Annotated in this window: 23 protein-coding genes; 12 read left to right on the top strand and 11 right to left on the bottom strand. The window is 63.9% G+C overall.

Annotated features, from left to right (window positions below):
• Positions 1–193: 193 nt before the first annotated feature.
• Positions 194–1,171: a Bug family tripartite tricarboxylate transporter substrate binding protein gene (locus tag RX328_RS37310; RefSeq protein WP_213248287.1), complete on the top strand. Its 978-nt coding sequence runs from the start codon at positions 194–196 to the stop codon at positions 1,169–1,171.
• A 298-nt stretch (positions 1,172–1,469) separates the two neighbouring features.
• Here RX328_RS37310 and RX328_RS37315 read toward each other — a convergent pair whose 3' ends face one another.
• Positions 1,470–3,155: a methyl-accepting chemotaxis protein gene (locus RX328_RS37315; RefSeq protein WP_213248285.1), complete on the bottom strand. Its 1,686-nt coding sequence runs from the start codon at positions 3,153–3,155 to the stop codon at positions 1,470–1,472.
• A gap of 254 nt (positions 3,156–3,409) precedes the next feature.
• On the opposite strand from RX328_RS37315, the gene RX328_RS37320 reads away from it, so the two are divergent.
• The 4 genes from RX328_RS37320 (at position 3,410) to RX328_RS37335 (ending at position 7,839) form a co-directional block, all read left to right on the top strand.
• On the top strand, positions 3,410–4,453 hold the full coding sequence (locus RX328_RS37320; RefSeq protein WP_213248284.1) for a C-terminal binding protein: 1,044 nt from the start codon (positions 3,410–3,412) through the stop codon (positions 4,451–4,453).
• Positions 4,454–4,519: 66 nt separating this feature from the next.
• Positions 4,520–5,869 (top strand): ABC transporter substrate-binding protein, encoded by a 1,350-nt coding sequence (locus RX328_RS37325; protein WP_213248283.1) that lies wholly within the window; start codon positions 4,520–4,522, stop codon positions 5,867–5,869.
• Between the two features lie 118 nt (positions 5,870–5,987).
• Positions 5,988–6,944 (top strand): carbohydrate ABC transporter permease, encoded by a 957-nt coding sequence (locus RX328_RS37330; protein ID WP_213248282.1) that lies wholly within the window; start codon positions 5,988–5,990, stop codon positions 6,942–6,944.
• The gene (locus RX328_RS37335; protein ID WP_213248281.1) at positions 6,937–7,839 is read left to right on the top strand and encodes a carbohydrate ABC transporter permease; all 903 of its coding nucleotides are present in this window, start codon (positions 6,937–6,939) and stop codon (positions 7,837–7,839) included. The genes RX328_RS37330 and RX328_RS37335 overlap by 8 nt, the downstream gene beginning before the upstream one ends.
• Positions 7,840–7,862: 23 nt before the next feature.
• Here RX328_RS37335 and RX328_RS37340 read toward each other — a convergent pair whose 3' ends face one another.
• From RX328_RS37340 to RX328_RS37365, 6 genes are all read right to left on the bottom strand, one after another.
• The gene (locus RX328_RS37340) at positions 7,863–8,687 is read right to left on the bottom strand and encodes an energy transducer TonB (protein ID WP_213248280.1); all 825 of its coding nucleotides are present in this window, start codon (positions 8,685–8,687) and stop codon (positions 7,863–7,865) included.
• A 5-nt stretch (positions 8,688–8,692) separates the two neighbouring features.
• Positions 8,693–9,136, bottom strand: a complete 444-nt coding sequence (exbD, locus tag RX328_RS37345; RefSeq protein ID WP_213248279.1) for a TonB system transport protein ExbD — start codon at positions 9,134–9,136, stop codon at positions 8,693–8,695.
• Positions 9,137–9,153: 17 nt separating this feature from the next.
• Complete coding sequence (gene exbB / locus RX328_RS37350) at positions 9,154–9,915, bottom strand: tonB-system energizer ExbB (RefSeq protein WP_213248372.1); 762 nt, start codon at positions 9,913–9,915, stop codon at positions 9,154–9,156.
• Positions 9,916–9,970: 55 nt separating this feature from the next.
• Entirely contained in the window at positions 9,971–10,486 is a 516-nt protein-coding gene (hutX, locus tag RX328_RS37355) for a heme utilization cystosolic carrier protein HutX (protein WP_213248277.1), read from the bottom strand.
• 14 nt (positions 10,487–10,500) lie between these two features.
• Entirely contained in the window at positions 10,501–10,836 is a 336-nt protein-coding gene (locus RX328_RS37360; RefSeq protein ID WP_213248275.1) for an antibiotic biosynthesis monooxygenase family protein, read from the bottom strand.
• 151 nt (positions 10,837–10,987) lie between these two features.
• The gene (locus RX328_RS37365; protein ID WP_213248273.1) at positions 10,988–13,381 is read right to left on the bottom strand and encodes a TonB-dependent hemoglobin/transferrin/lactoferrin family receptor; all 2,394 of its coding nucleotides are present in this window, start codon (positions 13,379–13,381) and stop codon (positions 10,988–10,990) included.
• 261 nt (positions 13,382–13,642) lie between these two features.
• Between RX328_RS37365 and RX328_RS37370 the strand changes: the two genes are divergently transcribed.
• The 5 genes from RX328_RS37370 to RX328_RS37390 all read left to right on the top strand — a co-directional run bounded on the left by RX328_RS37370 (position 13,643) and on the right by RX328_RS37390 (position 18,171).
• Entirely contained in the window at positions 13,643–13,849 is a 207-nt protein-coding gene (locus RX328_RS37370) for a hemin uptake protein HemP (protein ID WP_213248271.1), read from the top strand.
• 19 nt (positions 13,850–13,868) lie between these two features.
• Positions 13,869–14,819 carry a hemin ABC transporter substrate-binding protein gene (locus RX328_RS37375; RefSeq protein ID WP_213248269.1) on the top strand — a complete coding sequence of 317 codons (951 nt, stop codon included), beginning with the start codon at positions 13,869–13,871 and terminating at the stop codon, positions 14,817–14,819.
• The gene (locus tag RX328_RS37380) at positions 14,816–15,907 is read left to right on the top strand and encodes a FecCD family ABC transporter permease (protein WP_213248267.1); all 1,092 of its coding nucleotides are present in this window, start codon (positions 14,816–14,818) and stop codon (positions 15,905–15,907) included. Before RX328_RS37375 ends, RX328_RS37380 begins: the two co-directional genes overlap by 4 nt.
• On the top strand, positions 15,904–16,704 hold the full coding sequence (locus RX328_RS37385; protein ID WP_213248265.1) for a heme ABC transporter ATP-binding protein: 801 nt from the start codon (positions 15,904–15,906) through the stop codon (positions 16,702–16,704). Before RX328_RS37380 ends, RX328_RS37385 begins: the two co-directional genes overlap by 4 nt.
• 114 nt (positions 16,705–16,818) lie before the next feature.
• Positions 16,819–18,171, top strand: coding sequence for an esterase-like activity of phytase family protein (locus tag RX328_RS37390; RefSeq protein ID WP_213248263.1), 1,353 nt, complete (start codon positions 16,819–16,821; stop codon positions 18,169–18,171).
• A gap of 151 nt (positions 18,172–18,322) precedes the next feature.
• Here RX328_RS37390 and RX328_RS37395 read toward each other — a convergent pair whose 3' ends face one another.
• The gene (locus RX328_RS37395; RefSeq protein ID WP_213248261.1) at positions 18,323–19,183 is read right to left on the bottom strand and encodes a hypothetical protein; all 861 of its coding nucleotides are present in this window, start codon (positions 19,181–19,183) and stop codon (positions 18,323–18,325) included.
• Positions 19,184–19,481: 298 nt separating this feature from the next.
• On the opposite strand from RX328_RS37395, the gene RX328_RS37400 reads away from it, so the two are divergent.
• Entirely contained in the window at positions 19,482–20,051 is a 570-nt protein-coding gene (locus RX328_RS37400; protein WP_249726134.1) for an alpha-ketoglutarate-dependent dioxygenase AlkB, read from the top strand.
• Positions 20,052–20,106: 55 nt separating this feature from the next.
• Positions 20,107–21,339, top strand: coding sequence for a DUF763 domain-containing protein (locus tag RX328_RS37405; protein ID WP_213248257.1), 1,233 nt, complete (start codon positions 20,107–20,109; stop codon positions 21,337–21,339).
• 152 nt (positions 21,340–21,491) lie between these two features.
• On the opposite strand, the gene RX328_RS37410 is transcribed toward RX328_RS37405, so the two are convergent.
• The 3 genes from RX328_RS37410 to RX328_RS37420 all read right to left on the bottom strand — a co-directional run bounded on the left by RX328_RS37410 (position 21,492) and on the right by RX328_RS37420 (position 26,206).
• Positions 21,492–23,153 (bottom strand): mucoidy inhibitor MuiA family protein, encoded by a 1,662-nt coding sequence (locus RX328_RS37410; RefSeq protein WP_213248255.1) that lies wholly within the window; start codon positions 23,151–23,153, stop codon positions 21,492–21,494.
• 152 nt (positions 23,154–23,305) lie between these two features.
• Complete coding sequence (serA, locus tag RX328_RS37415; RefSeq protein ID WP_213248253.1) at positions 23,306–24,895, bottom strand: phosphoglycerate dehydrogenase; 1,590 nt, start codon at positions 24,893–24,895, stop codon at positions 23,306–23,308.
• 138 nt (positions 24,896–25,033) lie between these two features.
• Positions 25,034–26,206: a phosphoserine transaminase gene (locus RX328_RS37420; RefSeq protein ID WP_213248251.1), complete on the bottom strand. Its 1,173-nt coding sequence runs from the start codon at positions 26,204–26,206 to the stop codon at positions 25,034–25,036.
• Positions 26,207–26,271 lie beyond the last annotated feature (65 nt).

Raw genomic sequence — 26,271 nt, forward strand, 5'->3', positions numbered from 1 at the left:
GTCCCGGACGCTTTCAGCGCTGCTCCGCAGAGCCGGGACCCAGTAGGCCCCGGTTCAGCGGCGCACCACTATCGTGCTGCGCCGCGCCCGGGGCACGAGTTGGGCATTAGAGCCGCACCCCGCTTCCACTTTGTCCCACGGCAGGCTAGCTTGCCGGCCAATTCAACAAAAGAACAAACGAGGAAACCACTTTATGTTTGCGTTATTGAAACGATACCGGCACGTCGCTGCGACGGCTCCCCTGATGCTGGCGATGATCGCCACGGCTGGCGCGCAGGCGCCCTACCCGAACCGCAACATCACGCTGGTGCTGCCGTTCGCCGCCGGCAGCGGCACCGATACCACCACGCGCATCATCTCGAAGGAGCTCGGCACCGCGCTCGGGGTCGGGATCGTGATCGAAAACAAGCCGGGCGCCAATGGCTCGCTCGCTGCAAGTCAGGTGGCCCGCTCCGCGCCGGACGGCTACACGCTGATGGTGTCGACCAACACACCGCATTCGGCGAATCCCTATTTGATGAAGAACATGACCTACGACCCGGTCAAGGACTTCACGCCGATCGCGCGCAGCGGCGACCTGCCCTTCATGCTGGTGATCCACCCCGATATTCCGGCGAACTCGGTGGCCGAACTGATTGCGCTGGCGAAGAAGGAGCCGGGCAAATACTCCTATGCCAGCGGCAGCTCGGCTGCGATCGTCTCCGGCGCAACGTTTGCCCGCCTCGCCGGCATTGATTTGCTTCACGTTCCCTACAAGAGCTCACCGCCCGCCTTGACCGACCTGATCGCCGGCCGCGTCTCCATGATGTTCATTGACGTGCCGACTGGCCTGCCCCACGTCAACGCCAAGGCGCTGAAGGCGCTCGCGGTCACCACCAAGCAGCGCTCGGCATTGTTGCCAGATCTCCCGACCATGAACGACACGGTGAAGGGTTTCGACATCACCTCGTGGCAAGGCTATTTCGGCCCCGCCGGCATGCCGAAGGATATCGTCACCAGGCTGAACGCGGAAATCCGCAAGGTCGTCGAGCGCCCCGACATCAAGAGCCAGCTCGCCGAGCGCGGCATGGAGGCATTCTCCGGCACGCCGGAGGAGTTCGACGCCTTCGTGAAGGAGCAGCTCAAGGTGTGGGAGAAGCTGATTGAGGGCGCGGGGATCGAGAAGCAGTAGGATCGTGCGGCGCCGTGCATGGCGCCCTCCCCGTCATGGCGAGCGAAGCGAAGCAATCCATGCCGCCGCAAGGGGATAGATGGATTGCTTCGTCGCTTCGCTCCTCGCAATGACGCATGGTTACTACTTAGGGTGGGCAAAGCGAAGCGTGCCCACCATTCTGCCACTCATAGGGCCGTCATCGTCCGCCTTGTGCGCAATTGCGCACTGGGGCGGACGATCCAGTACGCCGCGTTGTTCGCGATTGGTCGCTGACGCCGCGGCGTACTGGATGCCTCGCCTTCGCGGGGCATGACAGTTACGCCGTCCGCACCTTGCCCAAGAACTCGTCCACCGCGCTGCGCAGCATGCCGGACTGGGTGTCGAGTTCACGGGCGCTCGCCAGCACTTCGGATGCTGCCTTGCCGGTTGCGGCCGCAGCGGTGGAGACGCCGCCGATATGGGCCGAGATCTCGGTCGATCCAGCCGCCACCGACTGGATGTTGCGGGCGATTTCGCGGGTGGCGCCGCCCTGTTGCTCGACGGCGGTCGAGATCGAGACGGTGATCTCGCTCATCTGCGCGATGGTTTCGGTGATGCCGCCGATCGAGGCCACGGCTTCGCTGGTCGAAGCCTGCATGGCCGCGACCTGCGAGGAGATTTCCTCGGTCGCCTTCGCAGTCTGGTTGGCGAGCGCCTTTACTTCCGACGCGACGACGGCAAAGCCGCGGCCGGAATCGCCGGCGCGCGCCGCTTCGATGGTGGCGTTCAGCGCAAGCAGATTGGTTTGCGCCGCGATCGAGTGGATCAGCTTGACCACTTCGCCGATCTTCTCGGCGCCGGTCGAGAGCGCGCCCACGGTGGCGTTGGTGCGCTCGGCGTCGCTCACCGCCTTGGCGGCGATCTCGCTGGAGCGCGTCACCTGGCGGGAAATCTCGTTAACCGAGCTGGAGAGCTCCTCGGCGGCGGATGCCACCGTGCCGACATTGTCGGACGAACGCTGCGATGCCGCGCCGACGGTCGCGGCCCGCGCGCTGGCGTCGCTGGCGGTCGTGGTCATGGATTGCGCCGTGCTCTGCATGCCGGCGGCCGCCGTCGAAACCGAACGGACGATGCCGGTCACGCTGCGTTCGAAGTCGCTGGCGATACTTTCCATCGCCGCCCGCCGTTCGGCCTCGGCGCGCGCCTGCACCTCGGCTTCCTTCTGCTCAAGCCCGCGGATGCGCACCGCATTGTCCTTGAAGATCTGCACGGTCGCGGCCATCGCGCCGATCTCGTCGCCGCGGCCGATACCGGGAATTTCACCGTCGAGCCGGCCCTCGGCGAGATCCTGCATGCGGGCGCCGAGCTGACCGAGCGGCTTACTGATGCTGCGGCCGATCATCCAGGCGATGCTGCCGGCAACCAGCGCGATGCCGAGAACGGCAAGCCCAAGCACCATAGCGATCGGCTTCATCTTGGTGTCGAGATCGTCGAGATAGGCGCCGGTGCCGACGAACATGTTCCAGCCGGGGATCGGAACCGCGTAGGAGAATTTGCGGATCAGCTCGTCCTGTCCGGGTTTGCGGAATTCATAGCGCAGCATGATTTCGCCGTTGGCCGCGATGCCGTCGCGCAGCTCACGCACCAGCTTTCGGCCACCGGTGTCGACGTCCATACGGTTCTGGCCGATCTGGCTGGGAACCGGGGCCAGCACGGCGACGCCATCCATCGTGTAGGCGAACACGTAGCCATTGCCGTTGTCGAAGGTCAGCGTGTTGCCGCGCTTGCTGAACTCGGCAATCGCCGCCTCCTTGGTCATCTGGCCTGCGGCAACCTGCTTCTGCAGGCCGAGCGCCATGTTGCGCGCCATGTCGACAATCGCCTTGGTCTGCTCGATCCGCGCATTGAGCATCTCACGCTGCATCAAATAGCCTGCGAGTAGGCCGGCGGCGCAGAGGCCGAGCAGGGTCACGCCCACGAGAATGCCGAGCTTGGGGGTGATCTTGAGGTTGGTGAGCTTCACGGTTGTCTCCGGAAAATTGGCGCGTGGCACGCGATTGGCCGATTGATTCGGCGCACAATATCGTGAGACCCTTTAGCGCTTTGTTACGAAGGCCCGCGGAAATCCGGCAGAATGCGGTGCTGCCGATTTAAACAGCAACCGATGATTGTAGCAGGAGCAAGTCAGGTCGCGTAAAAGGTGAAAGTACGTCAACGATGAAGTGGCGGCGCCCGCCGCCTCAAACCAACACCGAAGAATAAAATCGGGAGCAGGAAATGCCGAAATTCAGGGTGGTGACGCCGAAGGGCGCGAGCTTCACGGTCGCCGGCGGCGGCTATGACTATGAGAAGGAAGCGCTCGATCCGATCGGGGCCGAAATCATCGAGGCGCCGGCCAACGAGGCGGAATTCATCGCCGCCGCAAAAACCGCGGACGCGATCTACGCCAAGGGCATGCCGATCACCAAACCCGTCATCGACGCGCTCGAGAACTGCAAGGTGATCACGCTCGGCAGCGTCGGCGTCGACAGCGTCGACGTCAAGGCCGCCACCGCCCGCGGCATTCCCGTCACCAACGTCCCCGACACTTTCATCGAGGAGGTCGCCGACCATGCCATGATGCTGCTGCTGGCGGGCTTTCGGCGACTGGTCGAACAGGACAAGATGGTGCGCACCGGCCGCTGGTCGGAAGGGCGGCCCGCGCTTTTGAAAATTCCGCGGCTGATGGGCCAGACGCTCGGCTTCATCTCGTTCGGCCGGGTGGCGCGCGCGGTCGCCAAGCGCGCCGCCCCCTTCGGCTTACGCATGATGGCCTACGATCCCTTCATCCAGGAAACGCTGATGTACGACCACGGCGTGATGCCGGCGACGCTGTCGGAGGTACTGCAGCAATCGGACTTCGTCTCGATGCATGCGCCGGCGCGGCCGGAGGTGCATCACATGCTCACCGAGAAGCATTTCCGCCAGATGAAAAATTCCGCCATCTTCATCAATACCGGCCGCGGCGCCACCGTGGATGAGCAAGCGCTGATCAAGGCGCTGCAGGAGGGCTGCATCGCGCATGCCGCGCTCGACGTGCTGGAAAAGGAGCCGCCGTCGCACAACAACCCGATGCTTTCGATGGAAAACGTCACCCTGACCGCCCATGTGGCGTCGGCCTCGGCACGTTTTGATGAGGCGCGCAAGCGCCGTGTGGGCTACGAATTGTCACTGGTCTTGCAGGGGATGTGGCCGGTAAGCTGCGTCAATCCGTCGGTGCTTCAAAACACCTCGCTCCGCCGCTGGCAGCCCGTCAGCATGGATCGAGGGCCCAACAGCTAGCCGAAAAGCGTTCCGACTACGTTCACCGGCGATTCAACGCCGGGAACAAAGAACAGGGAGAGAACCATGAGCAACGACATCACCCGTCGTGAAGCACTGGCGTTAGGCGCTTCCGCCGCCGCGCTGGCTGTCACCGGCGCTTCGGCTCAAACCGCATCCACCATCAAAGCCGCCGACGTCCCGCCTCCCAAGTTTGCAATCGAAAAAGGCGCATCCTTGCGCATGCTGCGCCCGGTGCGCTTCGTGCAGGCCGACGAGGATGTGTTCCGCGCCAACGCGGCCAAATTCACCAAGGACACCGGCGTCGAGGTCAAGGTCGACTTCGTCGGCTGGGAAGATATCAGCCAGCAGACCGCGGTGACTTCGAATTCCGGCGCCGGCCCCGACATCATCATCGGCTTCTCCGACGCGCCGCACATCTATATCGACAAGCTGGTCGAGCTCACCGACGTGGCCGACTATCTCGGCAAGCGCTACGGCGGCTGGCAGCCGCTGGCGCAAAAATACGGCAAGCGCAACAAGAGCGACGCCTGGATCGGCTTGCCGTTCGGCGCCACCGCCGGCCCCCTGATCTACCGCAAATCGGTGCTGCAATCGGTCGGCTTCGACAAGGTGCCGGAAGATCATGCCGGAATTCTCGACTTGTGCCGCAAGCTGCAGAAGGCCGGCAAGCCGGCCGGCTTCGCGCTCGGCAATGCCAAGGGCGACGGCAACGGTTTTGCCAACTGGGCGCTGTGGTCGCACAACGCGTCCCTGCTTGATGAAGAAGGCAATGTCGTCATCAACAGCAAGGAAACCATCGCCGCGCTGAACTGGGTCAAGGAGCTGTACCCGACTTTCATCGCCGGCACGCCGTCGTGGAACGACGTCAGCAATAACCGCGCCTACTCCTCGCAGGAAATATCGCTGACCGCCAACGGCGTCTCGCTGTATTTCTCGCTGAAGAATGATCCGGCGACGCGCGCGATCGCCGAGGACAGCGAGCATCAGCTTTTGCCGAAGGGCCAGGCCAAGATTTCACCGATGGCGGGGCTGACGCTGAACGCGATGCTGTTCAAGCACAGTCCGTATCCGAACGCGGCAAAGGCATTCCTGCAGTTCATGCTCGAAAAGGAACAATACGAGCCGTGGCTCAACGCCAACTCGGGCTATTGGTCGCAGCCGCTCGCCGCCTACGCCGACGCCGCGGTGTGGTCCAGCGATCCCAAGGTCGCGATCTTCAAGAATACCATGAACAGCTCCTACTACGACGGCTACAAGGGTCCGATCTCGACCGCGACCGGAGCCGTCAGCGCGGATTATGTGCTGATCCAGATGTGCGCCGCGGTTGCGACCGGCGCCTCGACGCCGGAAACCGCGGCCGCGGAAGCGGAGCAGCGCTGCAAGCGATACTTCCGGCGCCAGGGGCGCGGCTGAACCGCAAATCTGGTCACCGTCATTGCGAGCGAAGCGAAGCAATCCATAGCACCACAAAGGAGGAGTGGATTGCTTCGTCGCTCCGCTCCTCGCAATGACGACGGTGAATGAGCATTCAATGTCCGTAACAACTCTACCATCGCGCGGCATGGCGCTCCGGCAACCTAGCTGGATTGCGCGCCTGTTCGACTACAAGCCGTTCCTGATCGTGATGTGCCTTACGCCGGCGATCGGGTTGTTGACGGTGTTCCTCACCTACCCGCTCGGTCTCGGCGTCTGGCTCGCCTTCACCGACACCACGATCGGCCAGCGCGGCATCTTTATTGGCCTGGAGAACTTCCAGTATCTGCTCAAGGATCCCCTGTGGTGGAACGCGGTATTCTACAGCGTCTTCTATACCGGTATTGCGACCATCGGGAAATTCGCGCTCGGCTTCTGGCTGGCGCTCTTGCTCAACAACCATTTTCCGCTCAAGAGCCTGTTGCGCGCCATCGTGCTGTTGCCGTGGATCGTGCCGACGGTGCTGTCGGCGCTGGCGTTCTGGTGGATCTACGATCCGCAGTTCTCGATCATTTCCTATCTGCTGGTCGACGTGCTGCACATCCGCTCGACCAACATCGACTTTCTCGGCACGCCGTGGCCGGCGCGCTTCTCGCTGATCGCAGCCAACATCTGGCGCGGCATTCCCTTTGTGGCGATCTCGCTCCTGGCGGGCCTGCAGACCATCTCACCCTCGCTCTATGAAGCCGCGATGCTGGACGGCGCCACCGCCTGGCAGCGTTTCCGCTACATCACGCTCCCGATGATGATGCCGATTCTCGCAATCGTGATGACGTTCTCGATCATCTTCACTTTTACCGACTTCCAGCTCGTCTACGCCATCACCCGCGGCGGACCGGTCAACTCCACGCATCTGCTCGCAACGCTGGCGTTCCAGCGCGGCATCGCCGGCGGCGAACTTGGCGAGGGTGCAGCGATCGCGGTCTCGATGATCCCGTTCCTCGTGTTCGCGACGTTGTTCAGCTATTTCGGCCTGGCGCGCCGCAAATGGCAGCAGGGAGAAGCCAATGACTGACGTAGCCGCCCAACCGGGCAACAGCAATGTCGCCAGCGCCACGCCTGATACCATGGCGTGGGATTCCCGCGCGCGGCGAGTGATGATGATCTACCTGCCGCTGGCCTGCTTCGTGCTCATCCTGTTGTTCCCGTTCTACTGGATGGCGATCACCTCGTTCAAACCGAACGCGGAGCTTCTGAACTATAAGCAGCACAATCCGTTCTGGATCTCCTCGCCGACGCTGGCGCATATCAAGCATCTGCTGTTCAACACCGCCTATCCGACCTGGCTCAAGACCACGATGTTCGTGGCGATCGGCTCCACCTTCCTGTCGCTGTTTGCGAGCACGCTCGCCGCCTACGCGATCGAGCGGCTGCGCTTCCGCGGCAGCCCCTATGTGGGCCTCGGGATCTATCTCGCCTATCTGGTGCCGCCCTCGATCCTGTTTATTCCGCTCGCCACCGTGATCGTGCAGTTCGGCTTGTTCGATTCGCCGATGGCGCTGATCCTGGTCTATCCCACCTTCCTGGTGCCGTTCTGCACCTGGCTATTGATCGGCTACTTCAAGTCGATTCCCTACGAGCTCGAGGAATGCGCGCTGGTCGATGGTGCGACACGGCTGCAGATCCTTCGCCGGATCACGCTGCCGCTCGCCGTGCCCGGCCTGATCTCGGCCGGCATCTTCTCCTTCACGCTGTCGTGGAACGAGTTCATCTACGCGCTCGCCTTCATCCAGAGCGGCGCCAACAAGACGGTGCCGGTCGCAATCCTGACCGAGCTCGTCACCGGCGACGTCTACCAATGGGGTGCGCTGATGGCGGGCTCACTGCTCGGCTCGCTGCCGGTCGCGCTGTTTTATTCGCTGTTCGTAGACTACTACGTGTCGTCGCTGACAGGCGCGGTGAAGGAGTAAGGCACTGCCGCGTGCGCCCCGCGCTAGTTGGGCTTGAACTCCACCGGAACGTTAATGGGCATCGTCGCGTAATTGATTTCGGGCGGAAATGCAGGGAATGGCTGAGCTTGGCGAACCAATGCCATCGCCAGAGCATCGAACGCAGGAACCCCCGAAGAGCCGCCGACGCGGCTGGACAGTACCTGACCGCCGCGGCCCAGCGTGAAGGACAACCTGACGACGCCGCGCTGGCCGTTGCCGCCGGATGGATATTTATGGAAGCGCAGCAAATGCGCGCGGACCCGCTGAGTGTAGGTCGCCATCGCTGAGGCAGAGGCACCCGCACTGATCGCCGATGCGGCAGGCGCCTGACGCTCGGCGCGCGGCGGCGCACTGGTTCGCGGCGCCGGTGGCGCCTCCGAAGGCTTCTTGGCGTCTGGCCGGACGATTTTCGGCTTCACGGGTACCGGCTTCTGCTCGGGGACGATCTTCGCCGGCTCGGGCTTTTCCGGCGTCGGCTGCTGCTTCTGCTCCGGCGGCGCAACGACTTCCGGCTTCTCCTGCGGCGGAGTCGGCGCGATCTGCTCCCGCACGGCCTCTGCGGCCGCGGGCTCGGGCGGCGACGCGTCCGCCTGCTGCATCTCGGGTCCCGGCATCATGTCCATTGGCGCTGCCTCTGGCGACGACGTGACGGGCGCCAGATCGACCATGATGGCGGGCATCGCCACGCCGGGCTCCGGCCGCTGGGTGTACCAGTTCATGGCCAACGCCATCAGCGCGACATGCGCGGCAACGATCGCCATCGCCGAAACTCCCCAGCGCCGGACAACGGCCGGGTCGGAGACATCATGCAGGGCGAACGCGTTCATGGCAGTTAAGTGCGTCCGTCAAGGCCGACCAGCGCGATCTTGAGATAGCCGGCGTTACGCAGAAGGTTCATCACCTCCATCAGGTCGCCATAGCTGACCGCCTTGTCGGCGCGCAGAAAGATGCGCTCGTCCTTTTTCCCCTGCGTGGCGCTGTCGAGCGTGGAAGTCAGCACGTCGCGCGCAATGACATCCTCGCCAACCGCGACCGACAGGTCCGGTTTCACCGTGACGAACACCGGCTTGTCCGGGCGCGGCGACGGCTCGACGGCGCTCGCCGGGAGATCGACACCGAGATCGACGGTTGCGAGCGGAGCGGCGACCATGAAGATGATCAGCAGTACCAGCATCACGTCGATGAACGGCGTGACGTTGATCTCGTGCGCCTCGACAAGATCGTCGCCACCGCCGCGCGCCCGTCCGCCGACTGTTTGACCGAGCTTCGCGCCCATCGCTCACCCTTCCCCGATCACTCGGCGGCGCGCGCCAGGCGGAACGAGCCGCGGTCGCCCTCGCGGCTGATCAGGAGCAGCACCAGCGCCGAGGCATCGCCAAGCAGCGCGCGATGGGCCGCGATCGTGCGCGTCAGATGATTGTAGATCACGACCGCCGGGATTGCCGCGACCAGACCGAGCGCGGTCGCCAGCAACGCTTCCGCGATGCCGGGGGCGACGACGGCAAGGTTGGTGGTTTTGGCCTCGGAAATGCCGATGAAGGAGTTCATGATGCCCCACACGGTGCCGAACAGGCCGACGAACGGCGCGGTGGCGCCGATGGTCGCGAGCACGCCGGTGCCGCGGGCGATCTGCCTGGACATGGCCGCCTCGACCCGCTCCAGCCGCAGCGCGACCCGTTCCTTGAGGCCGTCGTCGAAATGACCGCCGGAGAGGCTGGCCTCGCGGGCGGCGGACTGAATGATCTGTGCCACCGCATCGTTGCCGCCGCGGATTTCCTGCTCGGCCTTGGCGAGCACGGTATCGGTTTCCAAGAGGCTGAGGCGCCGTTTGGCGGTCGCGGTCTTGCGGCGGATCTCGACGGTTTTCGCCAGCCAGATCGTCCACGTCACCAGCGAGGCGAAGGCCAAGCCCACCATGACCGCCTGCACCACGACGTCCGCATTCACGAACATGTTCCAGGGCGACAGGTTGCGCGGCAGCAGCGCGACGTCGGCGGCGGCGTGGGCCACGCTCGGCAGAGCCGCCAAGCCGATTCCGCCACACCAACGGATCATAACATCAGGCACTGTTCGCTGCATGATCGTCTCCCGGGCTGACAATGCGGATCGGTCACACCGCGCGGGCGGGCGCGATCCTTTCCGCAAGCGCATGAAAGCGCTGCAACTGGTCGCTGCGCAGCGCGCGCGTTTCGTCACGGCCGACAAACACCTTGAACATGATGCCGCCGTCCACATTGATGAATGCGATGAAGGCCGACGACTTGCCCATGAAGGGCCGCTCGACGAAGGCGATCGCCGCGCAGCGCTCGTGCCGGAGATGGCCGTGCAGCCCCTTCGGCTGCATCAGGTTGAAGTAGCCGCGGCCGATCTCGCCTGCAGGGATGGCGCCGGTGAATTCGAAGATCGCATCGTCGGTGTGGACGATCAGCGTCACCTCGCCCCATTGCGCCACATCATTCATCGCGGCGGCGAAATCGCCACCGGGGCCGAGGCGCACCATCGATTCAGGCATAGCCTCCAGGACGGCGCGCGGGCTCACTTTCCGCTCCCGCGCCACGTCCTCGATCACTGCTCCTGGATTGTCAGCCATATACGCCTTGAGTTCGGCAAGCTCCGTGCTCAACATGACAGCCCTCCCCGTCACGCAGCGGCGCTGGATTTGCGTTCGCTCAGGATCACTTCGAAACCTTCGAACTTGGGGTGGCCGAGGTAGAGGCTTTCGCCGGTCTTGTTGTCGGCGCGGGCGTGGGCGCGGCGAAATTCTTCCGATTTGGTCCAGGCTTCGAATGCCGCCTTGTCGATCCAGACCGTGTGCGACGAGTAGAGCGTGTGATCCTCGGCGACGGGCCCCTTCAGCAGGTGAAACTCGACGAAACCGGCCATGTTGCTGAGATAGGACTCGCGCGTGCGCCACACCGTCTCGAAGGCCGCCTCAGAGCCAATCTTCACCTGGAACCGATTCATCGCGATAAACATTTGAAATCTCCTTGCTGGGTTGCTGGGGTGCGCCTGGCGTACCGTTTGAGTTGGTTAGAAACATCCGATGCACCGAAGTCGCGCTGGAGCATCAGCGCGGCCCGGTGCGTTTGGAGGTGATGGTCTCACGCGAGACCGCGGATTCTTCGTGTCAGGTTCCTCCGAAGTGATATCTGAGGCCGCCCTTGAAGACGATGCCGGCGCCAGCGCTGGCCCATTTGACGTCGTTCTGCGTGTCGCCCGCGCTCCCGACCGGAATAGCGTACGGCCGATAGTACTGGTTGAGAAGGTTCTCGACCGAGAAATTGAACGTGACATCCCGCGTCGGCTGATACTGCACATACAGGTTGACGAGGTCGTACGACGTGGCCGCCGTGTAGGTCGGAGGAATGTTCCTGTTTGCGATGGCCGACGTCCACAGCATCGAAAGAATGAGCGTCCTGTCGAGCAGCCGCACACCGGCCGTCGTCGTGATCTTCTGCGGCGGGACGCTGTACAGTCCAAATCCCGTCTGCAGGTTCTTGCCGTCCTGGAATGAGCCGGAAACCCCTGCGTACCAGAGGCCGGCGTCATACATCGTCTCGGCCTCGAAGCCCTGAATTCGTGCGGAGGCAACGTTCTGATACTGCAGGAAGGGCAGGACGGTAATCCTCGGCGCGGGTGGTGGGCCGGTCGGCACCGTCAGCGGCGTTCCGAAGGCAACCTGGTCGATGAAGTCGGTGATGTCGTTGCGGAAGAAGTTGATTTTGCCGCGGAAGCTGTCGCCGACAATGAACAAATCGTTCTTCCTGATGTTGAATCCAATTTCCTTGTTCTTGCCGACCTCGGGACGCAGGTTCGGATTGGGCACAAAGCAGAAGGTCGAGTCAGCGCCCGGACCCGGCGTCCCCGATGGGCAACGGAAGAACGAATCGTTGATCGTAGCGCCGGCATGCGGGCCGTTGACCAGCGTCTCCGTGATCGACGGAGCACGGTAGCCTTCTGCGTAACTGGCGTAGGGCGTCACCACCGCCACTGGCATCAAGGCGACCGTGATCTTCGGCGACAGCCGGTCACCCCCTGCGGATGTCGCCCCTGATTCCAAGCTGTAGTTGTCGTAGCGCAGTGCGCTGATCGTCTCCAGCAGGTTGCTGTATGTAGCCTTCCATTGGACAAATCCGCCGGACACCGTACGCCTTCCACCTGGAGTCGTAACATCCGAGGTACCGCGCCGGTCGGCCGTCTTCACGTTGTCCTGGAACGCATCGGCGCCGAAGGTGACCGCATGGTGCCAATCCGCATATTCGAAGCGCGAGGTGTTGTGCGCGTCGAAACCGACCGTATCGAGCAGGTAGCCACGGTTGTCACCGATACAGCCGGAGACCGCATTGCCCGGCACGCCGCCGCAAAAGACCGAGGGAGTCGTGCTGGTGTGACGCGTCTTGATCTGATCGTTCTCGGTGCGATTCCAGTAGACCTTTGCATCCCAATCGAAAACCTTGTCGTCCGGTTGCGAATATTTCCAGCCGAGCGTCGTCGTGTAGTTCTTCACGTCGGTCCTGTAGATCGACGTGCCGTTTAGGTTGTTGGTCCCGTTCGGATTGGTGGAGTTGGGATCACCGGCGCGGCGCGGCGGCTGACCCACACTGTAAAGATCTTCCTGGAATATCGTGCCGAGCTTGACTTCGTGTCCGTCAGCCGGGCGCACCGTCACCTTGGCAAGGCCAGCGGTGAGCCGATTTCCGGTATTGGCGACTTCGAATCCGGTACCGTCCTTGTAGCTTTCCTGCGCGCTATAGGTACCGCCGGCAAAGAAATCCACATTCGGGGTAACGTGGACACCGCCGAACAGCGAACCAAGGGCGCGGCCCTGATTGGTGCCGAGTATGGTCTTTGCGTCGACACCCCAACGCTCGCCCGGGCGAACGACATCATCGATGTCCTTGGTGCGGAACGACGCCACGCCGCCGATCGCGCCCGAACCGTAGATGTTGGCCGTCGGCCCCCGCACGATGTCGATGCTGCTGACCAATTCCGGGTTGAGGAAGAAGGAGCCGTTCGCGAAATGGCCGGTGCGCTGATAGTTCTGCCGCGCACCATCGACCACCACGGCGACACGACCGAAATCCTGCAGGCCGCGTATGTTAATCGAAGTGGACGGCTCGTCGCCACGGTCCTGCACCCAGACGCCGGGAATATTGTAGAGAAGTCCGCCGAGCGTGCTGGCTTGGCGGCCCTGGATCTCTTCCAGCGTTACGACGCTCACTGGAGCCAGCGCGTCGATCGCGCGCTCGTCGGTCCTAGTGGCGACAGCCGTAATCGTATCGAGTGACTGCACCGGCGCGGCTCCAATCTGCGCCCGCGCATTCATCGCAGGCGCCGTTGCCTGCTGCTCCTGCGGCGGCTTCGCCGGCTTGCGCCGCGACTGCTTCTGCCGCTCGGACGCGCCGCTTGCGGCCTGCGTATCCGCCGTCTGCGCGTTGCCGGCTTCCCCGACCAGCAATGCAATTGAAAACACCGACGCGCCCAACAAGAGGGCGCGCGAAATCCTAGCCCCGTCAGCCATACAACCCCAGCCCCGATATCTGTTCTTTTGGGTCTGGCTGGCGGGCGCTGCGCGTAACTTGCGAGCTGCTTGCTGGCTGCCACATTCGCGACGCAGGCACATGCCCGCATCGTGTCATACTTGGTTACGTGGCGGGTTCCGGGCGGTCAAGAACCGCATCAGGCACTTTATATCGATTGTAAAGTGCAGCGGTTGGATTGCAGCGCATCGCAACTGTACAAACATGGCTTCACACAGGCTTTTCGGGGCACCACAAACGACATGTCCGCAGCAACAGGAGACAAACTCGGAGCCGCCCGGACGCAAGCCGGCAGTCCCGCTTCCGCAGCCAGATCGCTTGCCATCAGCGGCAACCGGATCGACAGCCGCGAACTGTTCGCCACCGAGCGCGAAATCATCATCGCGCATGGCGAGGAGCATTATCGCCTGCGGCTGACGTCGCAGAACAAGCTGATCCTGACCAAGTGACCGACCTGGTGAACCGGCAATGACAGTTTGTCGTACGCTCGCAGTGTCGGCCGCCGCGGGCTGCTTCCTGCTTAGCGGCGTCGCGCTCGCTGCGGGAATTACGGTGCATGACGCCCGCAATCGCGATGTCACGATCGGTGATCCCGCGCGGATCGTCTCGATCGGCGGCGCGATCACGGAAATTCTCTATGCGCTCGGTTTCGAGGACCGCCTCGTTGGCGTCGACTCGACCAGCCTCTATCCGGCCGCGGCACGCGAGAAACCGGATGTCGGCTACATGCGCCAGCTTTCGGCCGAGGGCGTGCTCGGGCTCAACCCCTCCCTGGTGCTGGCGGCGCAAGGGTCCGGGCCGAAGGAAACCATGGACGTGCTGGAAGCCGCCAAGGTGCCGCTGGTGCTGGTGCCCGAAACCTTTTCGGAAGCAGGCCTGCTCGACAAGATCAAGTTGGTCGGCCACGCCATGGGCGCGGACAAGCGCGCCGAATGCCTGACCGCGGCGGTGTCGGACGATTTGGCGCAACTGCGCGAGCTGCGCGCCAAGGTGACGAAGCCGGTGCGCGTGATGTTCGTGATGTCGCTGTTGAACGGCCGGGCGATGGCCGCCGGAAAGAACACCGCGGCAAACGAGATCATCGCGCTTGCCGGCGGCGTCAACGCGATCGACGGCTACGAGGGCTACAAGATCATCAACGACGAGGCGATCGTCGCGGCGAAGCCCGACGTGGTGCTCTCGATCCAACGCGGCAAGGATTCCGTGGTCGCGGAGACGGTGTATCTTCATCCGGCCTTCGCGCTGACCCCTGTTGCGGCGAACAAGACCTTCATCTCCATGGAAGGCCTCTATCTGCTCGGCTTCGGGCCGCGCACCGCGGCCGCCGCCCGCGATCTCTCGATCAAGCTCTATCCGACGCTGGCGCCGCAGGCCGAGACATTCAAGCCTGCGGCACTCACCGCCGATTGCCGGAAATGACCGTCCTGACCGAGGCTAGCGCCAGGCGCCGCAGCGGATACGCGTTGCGTCCTCCCGCCTCGCTGACCCTTGTCTGCCTGTTCGCCGCGCTGGCGGGTGCGGCGCTGATCGCGCTGACGGTTGGCGCCGCCGGAATTCCGCTGGCGCGGCTGCCGGCCGCACTCGGCCTGTGGGGCGAGGCTTCGGCCGGTCCGACGCTCGCGCGCGACCAGCTTGTGCTGTGGTCGATCCGGATTCCACGGATCGGCGCGGCCGCGATGATCGGCGCGCTGCTCGCGGCATCGGGAGCCATCATGCAGGGGCTGTTTCGCAATCCCCTCGCCGACCCCGCGCTGGTCGGCGTTTCCTCCGGCGGCGCGCTGGCGGCCGCGGCTGCGATCGTCTTCACCGACAGCCAGATCGGCCAGAACTTCCGTTTCATGCAGCATCAGTTGCTGCCGATCGCGGCCTTCGCCGGGTCGCTCGCGACCACCGTCATCCTTTATTCGATCGCGAGCCGCTCGGGGCGGACGTCGATCGCGATTTTCCTGCTGGCCGGCATTGCCATCGCCGCCATCGCCAACGCCGGCATCGGGCTCCTCGTATTCATCGCCGACGATCGCCAGTTGCGCGACATCACGTTCTGGCTATTAGGTTCGCTGAGCGGCGCGACCTGGCCCAAGCTCGCCACGCTGGCGCCGGTGCTGGGATGTGCCGCGATCGCCTGCGTCTCGATTGCGCGTAGGCTCGACGTACTGGTGCTCGGCGAGGCCGAGGCGTTCCATAGCGGCGTCGACGTCGAGCGGCTGAAGCGGATTTCAATCGTGCTGGTGTCGGCGATGACGGGCGTGGCGGTTTCGGTCTGCGGCGTCGTCGGCTTTATCGGCATCGTGGTGCCGCATCTGTTGCGGCTGGTGATCGGGCCGGCGCACCGCTTGCTGTTGCCCGCTTCCATGCTGCTGGGCGCGGTGCTGCTGGTGGGCGCCGATACGCTGGCCCGCACCATCGTCGCGCCCGCGGAAATGCCGATCGGCATCCTGACGGCAGCAATCGGCGCGCCATTCTTTCTGGCCATGCTGCTCCGCCAGCGCGGGCTGGTTTCGCTATGACCGCCATTCTCGAAGCGCAGTTGGTTTCGATGGTCGTTGGCGGCGCCACGCTGGTCGATGGCATTGATCTTTGCGTCGCCCCCGGCGAGATGGTCGCGATCGTCGGCCCCAACGGCGCCGGCAAATCGACGCTGCTGCGGATGCTGTCCGGCGATCTCCGCCCGACGCGCGGTCAGATCAGGCTGAAGCAGCGCGACATCCACCTCTATGCGCCGCGTCAGCTCGCTTATCACCGCGCGATGCTGTCGCAGCATGTCAACGTCAACTTCCCGTTCACGGTCGAGGAGATCGTCCATATGGGCGCGGGTGATGCCGGCCGCTCCGCCGCGCAGCGGCTGGTCGATGCGGCGCTCGGCGAGGTCGATCTGGCGCATTTCAGCCAGCGGCAATTGCCGACGCTCTCGGGCGGCGAACAGCAGCGCGCGCATTTCGCCCGCGTGCTGGTGCAGCTCGCCTGCGGCGAGGCGCTGCATGGACCGGGGCTTCTGTTGCTGGACGAGCCGACCTCGAGTCTCGACATGCGCCACCAGATCGACCTTGTAGAAACCGCAAAGCGGCGCGCGCAGAACGGCACGGCTGTTATCGCGGTGCTGCACGACCTCAATCTCGCCATGCGGTTCGCCGACCGGATCGTGCTCTTGCATCGCGGCCGGCTCGCCGTCGATGGCGGCCGCAGCGATGTGATCACGACGGAAACCATCCGTCGGATTTTTGAGGTGGATGTGAAGATCGACTATACCGATCAGGGTGTGCCGTTCCTGCTGCCGCAGACCATGCGGCCGGCTGCAACGCAGTAACACCTAAACCGCAGCCTTATCCAACGCCGTTACGCGGCTTTCACAAAACTGTCAGCCGGCTGTAACAGCCGCTGCGCAAGACACTCCGCATCGCCATTCTACAGGAGATCCGCCATGCGCGTGTCATTGCTCTGCTCCGTCGCCTCCGTGTTTCTGGCCGGCGCTGCCTTCGCCCAAGGTGAAGGCGAATTTCCCGCCACGCTGAAGGGCCACGCCGTGCTGCCGGCACAGAGCTTTATCGAGGCGCCCGCTGATGCGCCTGACGATCTCAAGACATCAGGCAAATACACCACCGGCCGCCGCGTCGACGCTGTGGGCACTGTGATGGGCAAATCCTACGAACGCCCGACCGGCGTATCGCTGCCGTTCAAGGGACAGCCGCTGCAGGGCCATTCCGGCATCAAGGTGATGGCTGACGGTTCGTTCTGGGTGCTCACCGACAACGGCATGGGCTCGCGCTACAACTCGGCCGACTCGATGCTCTATCTCAACCGGCACAAGATCGACTGGGCGAGCGGCAAGATCGAGCGGCAGGAAACCATCTTCCTGCACGATCCGGACAAGAAGGTGCCGTTCCGCATCGTGCATGAGGACAGCGCCAAGCGCTATCTCACCGGTGCCGATTTCGACACCGAAGGTTTTCAGATCATCGGCGATACCATCTGGATCGGCGACGAGTTCGGACCCTATGTGCTGAAGGCCGACAAAACCGGCAAGGTCCTGGCGGTGTTCGAAACCACCGCCGACGGCAAGCCGGTGCGCTCGCCCGATCACTGGTCGGTGCAGTCGCCGGCAGCTCCAGGCGCAAGCTACACCACGGTCAATTTGCGCCGCTCCAAAGGCTATGAAGGTTTTGCCGCTTCGAAGGACGGCAAGTTCGTCTACGGGCTGCTGGAAGGCCCGCTGTGGGATGCCGAGAAGAAGGACCTTGAAAAGCTCGACGGCAAGGAAGCCGCGCGGATCCTCGAATTCGACGTCGCGGCCGAAAAATTCACCGGCCGCTATTGGCACTATGTGTTCGATAAGAACGGCCACGCCATCGGCGACTTCAACATGATCGACGCTTCAAACGGCCTGATCATCGAGCGCGACAATGGCGAAGGCACCGCCGACAAGGTCTGCCCGGCCGGTCAGCGGGGCGAAAATTGTTTTGCGGACCTCGCCAAATTTAAGCGCGTCTACAAGGTCGAGCTCTCCGACGCCAATGTCGGCAAGCCAGTGCGCAAGATCGCCTATATCGACCTGATGAAGATCCGTGATCCCGACAAGAAGGCGCGCAAGCCGCTCAATGACGGCGTGCTGACCTTCCCGTTCTTCACCATCGAGAACGTCGATCGCGTCGACGACACCCACATCATCGTCGGCAACGACAACAATTTGCCGTTCTCGTCGAGCCGCGACCCCAACAAGGCTGACGACAACGAGTTCGTGTTGCTGGAGGTGGAGGAGTTCTTGAAGGCGAAGTAGGCCGTGGCGTCCAAGCCAATCCCATCTTGAGGAGCGCGAAGCGGGGTCTCGAAGGATGAACGGCCCCCCGGTAGCCATCGCCCTTCGAGACGGCCGCAACGCGGCCTCCTCAGGGTAACGGAAAGCTATAGTGTGCCGGCGCAGCGCCGGGCTACGGCATCACCGTCTTTCGCCGGCTGAGCGCATTCGACCGCTCGATCCACTCCGGCAGCGGCGCACCATCGCGATGCCGTCCGCCGGCGCAAGCTGCGGCCCAGGCAGCCACGGCGCCGAGCAGGATGGCTGTCGCGACCGAGAAGGCGAGAATGATGCTGCTTCGCCGTGATCTCGCAATCGCGGTCTTGGCGCTGGCGACGACGCTATCGACCCGCCGCTCCGCATCGGGCGCGGAAAGGCCCGTGAGCGCGCCGACTTGCTGAATCAGATGGGTGCGGTCGTCCGCGCTGAGCCCGCTGTGGCTCGACGTGGTGAGCAGGATGCGGCCGGCTTCGGCCCGCTCGGCGCTGAGATCGACATTTGGCGCGCGGCGGCCGGCGCGAAACAGCCGGTCCAACTCATAGCTCAAGAGCGGCTCGGCGGTGCTGGCCTGCGCAGGGCCGCGCATCGAAGGTGTCCGGTTGATCGTGGCTGCGCCAATCAGGGCAGCGAGGAGCGCCCCCATGACGACGGCGAGTGCCCAGGCGCCCAGGCCGTGGGCGCCGTCAACATGTTCTGTTTCCTCCGCCGCAGCCGGGCCGGCCGAGAGACGGCTGTGACCGGCGATGTAGCCGCCGAGGCCGAAGCTGAGGACGGCCTGGATAATCAAATAAAGCCCCGACAGGATCGCCAGCGCCGCAGACGCATCACGCCAGGTCGGCGCAGTCGATGTAACTCCGAGACCGATCGTGGCGCCAAACGTCAGCAGCACGGACGAAAACGCCGTCGCCACAAACGCGCCTAGCACGATCGGCGACCATTGCAGCAAACGCGCCGCGACATCGCCGCGCACCGCAGGAGAAGAGACGTTTTCCATCGACCTCTCCATGCGCTAGCGAAGACCAAAGAAGGACAGAACCGCCAGGATTACGACAATGAGACCGACGAGATAGATGAGACCGTGCATGGCTTTCTCCATGTGCCCCGCCGCCATTTCTCAATCGACAATGGGCTTGGATTGGCAAAGTTCCTCCCGCTAGCAGGAAAAACAGGCAATCGACGCGGCGCAGTAGAGGTCTCCCCTTGCCGCGAACGCAATGCCCACTCGTCGGACTTTGTCTGCCGCTCTCGCCTCCCCATATTCCGTCCTTACGCAAGGCGCTGGGGACCAAGGGTTGACTGGACAGCTCGCACTATTTCCCGAAGACCGACCCGATGGCCTGCAATACGCGGCCGAATTCGTTTCGCCCTTACTCGAGCGCGAGCTCATTGGGCGGATCTCGGCGCTACCGCTGCAGCCGTTCCAGTTCGGCGTCTTCGAAGGCAAACGCCGGGTGGCGTCGTTCGGGTTCCGCTATGATTACACGCTGCAGCGATTGCAGCCGGCCGAGCCGATTCCCGACTGGCTCCGTCCGCTGATCGAGAAGGTCGAAGCGTATGGCGGGCCGCCGACGCAGATCGCGCAGGTGCTCTGCACCGAATACGAAGTCGGCGTCGGGATCGGCTGGCACCGGGACAAACGGCACTTTGACCGGATTTTCGGCCTTTCGATGGGATCGGCGTGCAAATTCCGCTTCCGGCGCGCGGTCGGCGAAAAATGGCAGCGCTACACGCTCGAGGCCGCGCCGCGCTCGCTCTATATGATGTCCGGCGAATCCCGCGAGGCCTGGGAACACAGCATTCCTCCGGTCGAGGCGAAGCGTTATTCGATCACGTTCCGCACGATGGCTGACCGAAAGAGCTGACAGCGCGGCTGGCCGGTCTGATAAACTGGCCGCCGATTCACATACGCAGGAACCGATGACAAGACGTACCGGCAGCGCCGATTTACCCTTGCATGGCGGGCGCGTACCCGCCTGGCTCGGGGTGCGCATGTCCTCGCTCGGCGCCATCATTACCCAGGCGATCGTGCATCATTACGGGCGTGACGAATTCTTAAGGCGTCTATCGCATCCGTTCTGGTTTCAGTCGTTCGGCGCTGTGATGGGCATGGACTGGCATTCGTCCGGCATCACCACCAGCGTGATCGGCGCGCTGAAGCGCGGGCTCAAGCCACTGGAGAGTGAGCTTGGGATTCATGTCTGCGGCGGCCGTGGCCAACATTCGCGCAAGACGCCGGACGAGCTTCGCTTGCTCGGCGAACGCACCGGCTTCGACGCTCCCCAATTGGTTCGCGCCAGCCGTCTTGTCGCCAAGGTCGACAGCGCCGCCGTGCAAGACGGCTTCGACCTCTATCTTCACGGCTTTTTCGTTACCGATGACGGCAAATGGACGGTCGTGCAGCAGGGCATGAACGGCGACAAGCGGCAGGCGCGGCGTTATCACTGGCATTCCGAGCAGCTCGAAAGCTTTGTCGACGAACCGCATAGCGCAATCGACGGCCCGCAGCAGGGAGAGATCGTCAACCTCACCGACCACCGTGCCGGGCGGTCGCGCGCGGCGCAGCTTGAATTGCTGCGCGAGCTGGGGCCGGATGGCATCGCCAATGAACTGGCGATTATCGAACGCAAGGAGCCGGCCCAAGCCTTGCTGCCGCATCTGGTGATGCCGGCGCATCATGATGTCAGGTCGAGCGATGTGTTCAGCCGTCGCCTGCACGGCACGCTCGCTGCCGCCGCCGAGCGCGGGCCGGTCGATTTTCCGGAATTGCTGCTGACGCCCGGCGTTGGCCTGCGCACGGTGAGCTCACTGGCGATGATTGCCGAAGTGGTCCACGGCGCGCCGTATCGGTTCAGCGACCCGGCGCGTTTCTCGCTGGCGCATGGCGGCAAGGACCGCCATCCCTATGCAGTCCCGATCAAGGTCTATGACGAGACCATCCGCGTGCTGAAGTCGGCGGTGCAGAACGCAAAACTCGGACGCGACGAGGAGATGCAGGCCTTGAAGCGCCTCGACGACCAGTCGCGCCAGCTCGAACGTTCTGCGATGGGGCCGTCGTTCGACGCGTTCATCTCCGGTGAACGCGCGGCGTCGCCGCAGCTCGGCGGCCGCTCGGTATTTGGATGGGAAGCGGAGTTGAAGGCGGCCAAATGAGCACGGACGCCAGTTCTCCCTCTCCCCGCCCTTTGCGGGGAGAGGGTCGGGGTGAGGGGCTGCTTCCGCATCATCACTACTGTTGAGTTCGAGGAGCGAGCCCCTCACCCCTACCCTCTCCCCGTGAAGAACGGGGAGAGGGAGCCGCAGCCTCAGCCCGCCGGCACCATCACCACGCCCTTGTCCTTGGGCCAGCGGATCCGCCAGGCGAAGTTGATGTCTCTCACCTCGCCCGGCTTGGCCTCGAACGCCCATTCCAGCACGCCGCGCTTGTCGCGGATGTTGCTCGCGGTCGGCGGCGTCGTGGACGACAGCATTTCGACCTGGATTTCCTCGTTCTCGCTGACCGGCAACTGATCCTCGATCGCGATCCGGATCGGGAAATCATGGCCGTTGCGCACGGTGGTCTTGAACGCGCGCTCGTCGGTCTTCGACGTCGTCATGATCAGGCCGGCCGATCCCTCGTTGCGCTTGAGAACCGCGCGTTCGATCTTGATCTTGTCGTCGGCGCCGAAGCCGAGCCGCACGGTCTCGTCCTTGGCCGCAGCGGCCATCTGCCCACGGCCGACGAAGACGCCGTCGCGGTAGATCGAGACGCGTCCCGGCAACAGCGGCGCGTCCTCGTTCTGCTTGAAGCTCGCCTCGAGGAACGCGGTCGGGTCCTTCACCGGGGCGGCGCGGACCGCGAGATCGGGCGCGAGCGTCGCGCTAGTGACACGCAGGCTCTTGGCGCCTTCGCTGGCACCGAGGCTGACGCGGCCGGGAATTTTGAACACCACCTGGAAGCCGCTGACTTCCTCCGCGGCCTGCTGCTCCTCGGCCTTCCCGCCCAGCGCCTCCGCCATCTTGGGCGCCGGCGTCGCACGCAACAACGTCCTGTTGCTGTCCATCATACCGCTGGCGGACGCCTGAGGCCGTGGCGCTTGCGGGTACTGCACGATCAGCGGGTTGAGCTCAGGCGCGCTGCCGCCGCGCGCCGTGCGCACGGTCGAGACGCTGAGCGCGACATTGGACCAGTCCTCGCCAGTCGATTGCGTGATTTCGGCGCGGCGCACCAGTTCGAGCGCGGGCTTGCGGTCTTTCGCGCCGGTATCAAGACGGGCGTCATAGAGCGGCGTCCAGCGCGCGTTGCGCACCGCATAGGTCACTCGCAACGTCGCCTTGGTCGCGGCCGCCGCTGCGAGCTCGATCCGCACTTCCAGCTTGCTCGGCGGCTTCTGCGCCTTGTCCTGTTCGAGACCCGCGATCTCGCGGTCGAGTTCGCGCTGCTTGCGCTGGGCATCGCGGATCGCGGCATCGGCGCTGGCAATTTCCTCACCAACCGCCGCAAAGGCCGCCCGCCATTCGGCGATGGGCCGCGCGTCACCCTTGTCGCCGATCCCGGCCGGCGACGCATCCGCAAATCGCTGGGCGAACTTGCGACGCGCGGTGGCCGCATCGATCGCGCCCTGCAGATTGGTCCGCTCGTCCTTCAGCACCTCGATGCGCTTGTCGACTTCGGGCAGGTTGACCGGCGGCGCCGCGCGCGGCGGTTTTGCGTCGATCGCGCCGATCGTGAGTTTTGCGCCCGCCTCACCCTCGACCCGCAGCGACGACGGATCGAGCGTCAGGAGAAAATCCTTGAGAACAGCGGAGTTCTCGCCGGCCGGCAGATCGAGCGTAACGAGGCGCGTTACGCTGGCGCCGTCGGGATAGACAGTGACAGCATCCACCGCCGAGCTCGCGGCGATGTCGGCCGCCTGCCCCGGCACGGCGGCCATCGTCGTCAGAACGACGAGGCTCGTCGTCAAAAAGCTGTTCGCAATCAATCGCATGGATACCCTCCTGAACCGTTTGCCGGATAGCGGCGGACAACCAACGCCCACCACTCCCGGTCATGAGACGCGGCGAGGAAGGAATCGGTTCGATCGGGATTTCGCCGCGGCAGCACCGCGGCGAACAATCTTCCCAGAAGGGGATGCGTGTTTTAAAACACCAGCGCCTTGGCCTGCTTCACCTGCGGCAGCGCCTGCACCTTGGCAAGCACATCGGCCGGCACCGGCCCGTCGATCTCGACCAACGCGATGGCGTCGCCGCCCTGCTTGACCCGGCCGAGATGGAACGTGGCGATGTTGATGTTCGCGTCGCCGAGCAGGCTAGCGAAGCTGCCGATGAAGCCGGGCTTGTCCTCGTTGGTGACATAGATCATCGACTTGCCGAACTCGGCATCGACCCGGATGCCCTTGATGTCGACCAGCCGCGGCTTGCCGTCGTGATAGACGGTGCCGGAGACGGAGCGCTCCTGCCGTTCGGTGGTGACGGTCACCGTGATCAGGCTTTCGTAATCGCTCTGCGCCGCGCGCACGATCTCGTCGACCACCATGCCGCGCTCCTTCGCGACAACAGGCGCGGAGACCACGTTGACCTCACCCAGCATCGGGCGCAGCAGGCCCGACAGCACCGCCGAGGTGATCGCCTTGATCTTCATCTCGGCGACGTGTCCCTCATAGGTGATCTGAACTTTCAGGATTCCGCTTTCGGTGAGCTGGCCGGCGAACGAGCCGAGCTTTTCGGCGAGTTCGATGAACGGTTTCAGCTTCGGCGCTTCTTCCGCCGTGATCGAGGGGAAGTTGACCGCATTGGAGATCGCGCCGGTCAGGAGATAGTCGGACATCTGCTCGGCGACCTGCAGCGCGACGTTCTCCTGCGCTTCCGTGGTGGAGGCGCCGAGATGCGGCGTGCAGATCACGTTGGGATGGCCGAACAGCACGTTCTTGGTGGCGGGCTCCTCGATAAACACGTCAAAGGCCGCGCCGCCGACGTGCTTGGAATTCAGCGCATCGAGCAGCGCCTGCTCGTCGACCAGGCCGCCGCGGGCGCAATTGACGATGCGAACGCCCTTCTTCATCTTGGCGAGCGCCGCCGCGTCGATGATGTTCCTGGTCTTCTCCGTCAGCGGCGTGTGCAGCGTGATGAAGTCGGCGCGCTTGAACAACTCGTCGAGTTCGACCTTCTCGACCCCGATGTCCTTGGCGCGCTCCGGCGACAGGAACGGATCGAACGCGACGACCTTCATTTTCAGGCCGAGCGCGCGGTCGGCGACGATCGAGCCGATATTGCCGCAGCCGACCACCCCTAAGGTCTTGCCGGTGATCTCGACGCCCATGAAGCGGTTCTTCTCCCACTTGCCGGCCTGCGTCGAGGCGTCGGCCTGCGGAATTTCACGCGCCAGCGCCAGCATCAACGTGATCGCGTGCTCGGCGGTCGTGATCGAATTGCCGAACGGCGTGTTCATCACGATGATGCCCTTGGCGGTCGCCGCGGGAATTTCGACATTGTCGACGCCGATGCCGGCGCGGCCGATCACCTTCAGCTTCTTCGCCTTATCGATGATCTTGGCGGTCGCCTTCGTGGCGGAGCGGATCGCAAGGCCGTCGTAATTGCCGATGATCTCGGCGAGCTTGTCCTTGTCCTTGCCGAGATTGGGTTGGAAGTCGACCTCGATGCCACGGTCTTTGAAGATCTGGACGGCAGCGGGAGACAGCGCGTCGGAAATTAGAACTTTGGGTTTGGTCATGGGATTTTCCTTCGGGAAATCGAACGTCGTCCCGGCCGAAGCGCCACTTGGCGCGAAGAGCCGGGACCCATACTCCGTGCTGGTGGTTATGGGTCCCGGCTCGCGCTTCGCTTGGCCGGGACGACAGCTAAACAGGAACTAAGCCGCCTTCGGCAGCGCGGCCTTGGCTTCGGCGAACGCCCAGTCGATCCACTGCGTCAGCAGCGCAACGTCGGAGGCTTCCACCGTGGCGCCGCACCAGATCCGCAGGCCCGCCGGCGCATCGCGGTAATAGGCGAAGTCGTAACCGGCGGCTTCCTTCTCCACCAGCGCAACCAGCTTCTTGGAGAACTCGGCCTGCGCGTCCGCGGTCAGCGAGGTTATCGCGGGATCGATGAACTTCAGGCACACCGAGGTGTTGGAGCGGATTGACGGATCCTTGGCCAGGAAATCAATCCACGGTGTCTTCGCCTTCCAGTCCGACAGCACCTTGGTGTTGGCGTCGGCGCGCGCGATCAGCGCCTTCAGTCCGCCGATCGATTTCGCCCAGTTCAGGGCATCGAGATAATCCTCGACGCACAGCATCGACGGCGTGTTGATGGTCTCGCCCTCGAAGATGCCCTGGTTGAGCTTGCCACCCTTGGTGAGGCGGAAGATCTTCGGCAGCGGCCAGGCCGGCTTGTAGGTCTCGAGCCGCTCCACCGCACGTGGTGAGAGGATCAGCATGCCGTGCGCCGCCTCGCCGCCCAGCGCCTTCTGCCAGGAGAACGTGACCACATCGAGTTTTGCGAAATCGAGTTCTTGCGCAAACGCAGCCGACGTCGCGTCGCAGATCGTGAGACCTTGGCGGTCCGCGCTGATCCAGTCGGCGTTCGGCACGCGCACGCCTGAAGTCGTGCCGTTCCAGGTGAAAACGATATCGGAGGCCGGATCGGCCTTGCTCAAATCTGGAAGATCGCCATAGCCAGCGTGCAGCTTGGTGACGTCCTTGAGCTTCAACTCCTTGACGATGTCGCTGACCCAGCCCTCGCCGAAGGATTCCCAGGCGATCGTGGTGACGGGGCGCGCACCGAGCAGCGACCACAACGCCATTTCGACCGCGCCGGTATCGGACGCTGGCACGATGCCGATCTTGTAGTCGGCCGGCACTTCCAGCACTTCGCGCGTCAATTCGATCGCGAGCTTGAGCTTGGCTTTGCCGATCTTCGCGCGGTGCGAGCGGCCGAGGGCTGCGTCCTTGAGATTTTGGGGATTCCAGCCGGGGCGCTTGGCACAGGGGCCGGAGGAAAAATGCGGCACGTTCGGCCGCGAAGCGGGCTTCGCTACGGTCATGATCTATCCTTCCAGATAGTAAGCCTCCCGTTGGGGGGAGGTGTCCCGCCGCGGTCATTAGGGGA

It is taken from the genome of Bradyrhizobium sp. sBnM-33 (assembly GCF_032917945.1).
Taxonomy (GTDB): domain Bacteria; phylum Pseudomonadota; class Alphaproteobacteria; order Rhizobiales; family Xanthobacteraceae; genus Bradyrhizobium.

Coding starts and splice junctions, on each gene's coding strand:
- RX328_RS37395 (WP_213248261.1), bottom strand. CDS start 19,183: ATGGAAAACGTCTCTTCTCCTGCGGTGCGCGGCGATGTCGCGGCGCGT.
- RX328_RS37390 (WP_213248263.1), top strand. CDS start 16,819: ATGCGCGTGTCATTGCTCTGCTCCGTCGCCTCCGTGTTTCTGGCCGGC.
- RX328_RS37380 (WP_213248267.1), top strand. CDS start 14,816: ATGACCGTCCTGACCGAGGCTAGCGCCAGGCGCCGCAGCGGATACGCG.
- exbD (WP_213248279.1), bottom strand. CDS start 9,136: ATGGGCGCGAAGCTCGGTCAAACAGTCGGCGGACGGGCGCGCGGCGGT.
- RX328_RS37385 (WP_213248265.1), top strand. CDS start 15,904: ATGACCGCCATTCTCGAAGCGCAGTTGGTTTCGATGGTCGTTGGCGGC.
- RX328_RS37320 (WP_213248284.1), top strand. CDS start 3,410: ATGCCGAAATTCAGGGTGGTGACGCCGAAGGGCGCGAGCTTCACGGTC.
- RX328_RS37325 (WP_213248283.1), top strand. CDS start 4,520: ATGAGCAACGACATCACCCGTCGTGAAGCACTGGCGTTAGGCGCTTCC.
- RX328_RS37405 (WP_213248257.1), top strand. CDS start 20,107: ATGACAAGACGTACCGGCAGCGCCGATTTACCCTTGCATGGCGGGCGC.
- RX328_RS37340 (WP_213248280.1), bottom strand. CDS start 8,687: ATGAACGCGTTCGCCCTGCATGATGTCTCCGACCCGGCCGTTGTCCGG.
- serA (WP_213248253.1), bottom strand. CDS start 24,895: ATGACCAAACCCAAAGTTCTAATTTCCGACGCGCTGTCTCCCGCTGCC.
- hutX (WP_213248277.1), bottom strand. CDS start 10,486: ATGTTGAGCACGGAGCTTGCCGAACTCAAGGCGTATATGGCTGACAAT.
- RX328_RS37375 (WP_213248269.1), top strand. CDS start 13,869: ATGACAGTTTGTCGTACGCTCGCAGTGTCGGCCGCCGCGGGCTGCTTC.
- RX328_RS37370 (WP_213248271.1), top strand. CDS start 13,643: ATGTCCGCAGCAACAGGAGACAAACTCGGAGCCGCCCGGACGCAAGCC.
- exbB (WP_213248372.1), bottom strand. CDS start 9,915: ATGATCCGTTGGTGTGGCGGAATCGGCTTGGCGGCTCTGCCGAGCGTG.
- RX328_RS37420 (WP_213248251.1), bottom strand. CDS start 26,206: ATGACCGTAGCGAAGCCCGCTTCGCGGCCGAACGTGCCGCATTTTTCC.
- RX328_RS37335 (WP_213248281.1), top strand. CDS start 6,937: ATGACTGACGTAGCCGCCCAACCGGGCAACAGCAATGTCGCCAGCGCC.
- RX328_RS37410 (WP_213248255.1), bottom strand. CDS start 23,153: ATGCGATTGATTGCGAACAGCTTTTTGACGACGAGCCTCGTCGTTCTG.
- RX328_RS37310 (WP_213248287.1), top strand. CDS start 194: ATGTTTGCGTTATTGAAACGATACCGGCACGTCGCTGCGACGGCTCCC.
- RX328_RS37360 (WP_213248275.1), bottom strand. CDS start 10,836: ATGTTTATCGCGATGAATCGGTTCCAGGTGAAGATTGGCTCTGAGGCG.
- RX328_RS37365 (WP_213248273.1), bottom strand. CDS start 13,381: ATGGCTGACGGGGCTAGGATTTCGCGCGCCCTCTTGTTGGGCGCGTCG.
- RX328_RS37330 (WP_213248282.1), top strand. CDS start 5,988: ATGTCCGTAACAACTCTACCATCGCGCGGCATGGCGCTCCGGCAACCT.